This window comes from Aeromonas sp. L_1B5_3, assembly GCF_963866575.1.
Taxonomy (GTDB): domain Bacteria; phylum Pseudomonadota; class Gammaproteobacteria; order Enterobacterales; family Aeromonadaceae; genus Aeromonas; species Aeromonas jandaei.
On the sequence record NZ_CAWMDN010000041.1, the window covers coordinates 1 to 1,863 of the forward strand.

The 1,863-nt window shown below is 58.1% G+C and carries 4 protein-coding genes; all 4 read right to left on the reverse strand.

Annotation, left to right across the window (positions count from 1 at the left end):
• Nucleotides 1–154 precede the first annotated feature (154 nt).
• Nucleotides 155–538, reverse strand: a complete 384-nt coding sequence (locus tag AACR93_RS03295) for a type IV toxin-antitoxin system YeeU family antitoxin (RefSeq protein ID WP_082044196.1) — start codon at nt 536–538, stop codon at nt 155–157.
• Nucleotides 539–540: 2 nt separating this feature from the next.
• The gene (locus tag AACR93_RS03300; RefSeq protein ID WP_043852263.1) at nt 541–855 is read right to left on the reverse strand and encodes a hypothetical protein; all 315 of its coding nucleotides are present in this window, start codon (nt 853–855) and stop codon (nt 541–543) included.
• Nucleotides 856–939: 84 nt separating this feature from the next.
• Complete coding sequence (locus tag AACR93_RS03305; protein WP_043852264.1) at nt 940–1,296, reverse strand: hypothetical protein; 357 nt, start codon at nt 1,294–1,296, stop codon at nt 940–942.
• 1 nt (nt 1,297) lies between these two features.
• Nucleotides 1,298–1,840, reverse strand: a complete 543-nt coding sequence (locus AACR93_RS03310) for a hypothetical protein (RefSeq protein WP_043852265.1) — start codon at nt 1,838–1,840, stop codon at nt 1,298–1,300.
• Nucleotides 1,841–1,863 lie beyond the last annotated feature (23 nt).

Consider the following 1,863-nt stretch of genomic DNA (forward strand, 5'->3'; position numbering starts at 1 on the left):
CTGTGTGTCGCCTCGCAAGCCATGAGGCGGAACTTCTAATGAAAATGATGTGCATCATACCGGAAAAATGACCCACATTCAGGTAACTGGCGCAGTCTGATTAACATCGAAAAATGGGGGGGGGGAGACTGCTTACACAGTCTCCCCCTTCCTCCTAAAGAGTGATGGCTGGGTAAAGCGCCACATAGACATAGCCGTGGCTACCCAGGGTATCGGCTTCGCAGGTAAAGCCGCCGTGCTGGATAGTAATGCAGTGCTGACGCTGGGCATCCAGTTCGCCGGTCAGCAGCTTGGCTTCCAGTGCCTTGATGATCTCCGGGAAAGCCAGGTCGAGCTTGGCTATCTGCATCTGACTCCACTCACCGATCAGACTGGCCCGATCGGATAGAAAATCGAGCCGGTAGCGGCTCTGTATCAGACGAGCGCCAAAGCGTGGAGATATATCACGCGGAAGGCCCCAGCTGATGCTGGGGAGCGGTGTGAGAGCTGGGGCCTCAGGTTGCTGTGTAGCAGAGCATGTGGGGTGGGTTGTGGTCATGATTAGCGATACCTCATTTGAATGTCGATGCGGGTGCCGGGCACGTTGTGCCGCTGGCGTAGTCTGGTCAGGTGCTCTGGAAAGTCTGTCAGGCTGGCCAGTCGCCCCCGGTAGAGCCGTGAGAGATTGACGTAGTCAGGGTGACTCACCGTGATGGTTACCTGATGCCCTGGCTGCCAGCAGCCAAACAGGCGGGCTTTGGCCTCTTTGATGGTGGTGATGCCGGGAGCGGGTAACGTTTGGCGGTTGCGCAGATGCAGTTTGTTGAGCTCGGGGGCATAGCAATGCACCTCGAGCCCGGTGATAAGACGGGTCATGTTCGGTGACTCCAATGATGCCAAGGGTCAGCCTGAGAGGGCTGGCCCTTTATGCTGTGTGTTGATGAGCAAGATTGTGGGACGTCAACGATCGCAGTCAGCCGTCTCATTGATAACCGGCTTGCAATTGAGACGGTCCAGCAGGTGCATCGAGCCGTATTGGGCTACCAGTCGGTCTATAGCCATCTGGGCGCAGGCCGCTCTGCTGGGCTTATTCTCAGGAATTGCGTAACGCGCGGTGAGCCAGCCGCCGAGTAGCGCGATGCGATAGCCGCTCGAGATGTGGGTGAGCGAGGTGCCGATGCCCCTCCCATGAATGAGGAAGGGCACAGCTTGCCCACCGATGTCGATATCCATGCGCTGGCCCTTGAGCTCAAAGGTGGTGAGCTCGCCGGTCTGTGGATGCTTGCCCGGCACCTTGATGGTGATGTTCTTCGCCATCTCACACCTCCGGCTTGGCTTCAAAGTGGTGGGTCACCGTGCCCGCTTCCGGGTCGATGCTGATAAACGCCGGGGCTTGCGGGTGGTACTGATAGAGCCGCGCCAGTTCGGCACGAAACGCCTCAACGTTTGGCGCAATCACATGGCTGGTATCCCCTTCGGCGTAGGTAAAGGTCTCCAACTTCTCTGTGTGAATCCAGATGCCGAAATACCAGGCGTCTTCCTCGGTATCGTATTGTTGCCAGCCCTGGGCCAGCAGCGTCCGGTCGTAGTAGTAACGGTCAGCCTGATGGCTGCCACGGTCGATGCGGCAACCCGTCACGGTGAGCTCAAACGGGATACGCCCCGCCTTGTGTGCTTTCTTGACCCGGCGCAGCAGCTTGAGGGCCTTGGCTCTGCTACGGCCATTACCGAGCGGTTGCGGCTGCCTGGCCCGCAATACCAGATGGGTCATTATCTTCGGTGCGGTGTTGTGGTTGAGCTGGCCGATAGCGGCGGTGAGTTGTCGGGCGGACAGAGTCTTGTAATCACGTAAGTCATGCATGGTTGGGCTTCCTTCAAATGCAA